Origin of the sequence: Phytoactinopolyspora endophytica, from assembly GCF_004138495.1 — a bacterium.
GTDB classification, from domain to species: Bacteria; Actinomycetota; Actinomycetes; order Jiangellales; family Jiangellaceae; genus Phytoactinopolyspora; species Phytoactinopolyspora endophytica.
Map to the genome: position 1 here is coordinate 153,874 of NZ_ML142858.1, position 417 is coordinate 154,290.

The 417-nt window shown below is 64.3% G+C and carries 1 protein-coding gene; it reads right to left on the bottom strand.

All coding sequences use genetic code 11. The features are described 5' to 3' along the window. Positions 1 to 205: 205 nt before the first annotated feature. The coding region (locus ELR45_RS38445) for a DUF885 family protein (protein WP_205856900.1) at positions 206 to 417 on the bottom strand (212 nt) is incomplete at its 5' end.

A 417-nucleotide genomic window follows, 5' to 3' on the forward strand; every position in this document is an offset into this window, starting at 1 on the left:
CTGCCCGGACAGATCACAGGTGCCGACGAACGTCGTGCATGCGCTCATGGAAGCCCTTACGTGCGGGAGACGGGACTGTAACGTTCTCAACATATCGCTAGAAGTTGACGCGATATGAAAATATCACTTCTTACCGTGCCGTGCGCAAGACTGCCGGGCCGGCCACGTGGCCGGCCCGGCAGTCTTCAGCGGAAGCTCGGACGATCTACAGCCGCGCCAACGCCTCCTGAAGGGGGTCGAGGCCCAGTGTGCCGAGGCTGAGCGCCTGGCGGTGGAACTCCTTCAGGTCGAAGTCGTCGCCCTTGCGGCGCTGCGCATCCTGGCGCGCGGCCATCCAGATCCGCTCGCCGATCTTGTACGACGGTGCCTGGCCCGGCCAGCCTAGGTACCGGGTGACTTCGAACCGGTTGACCTCCG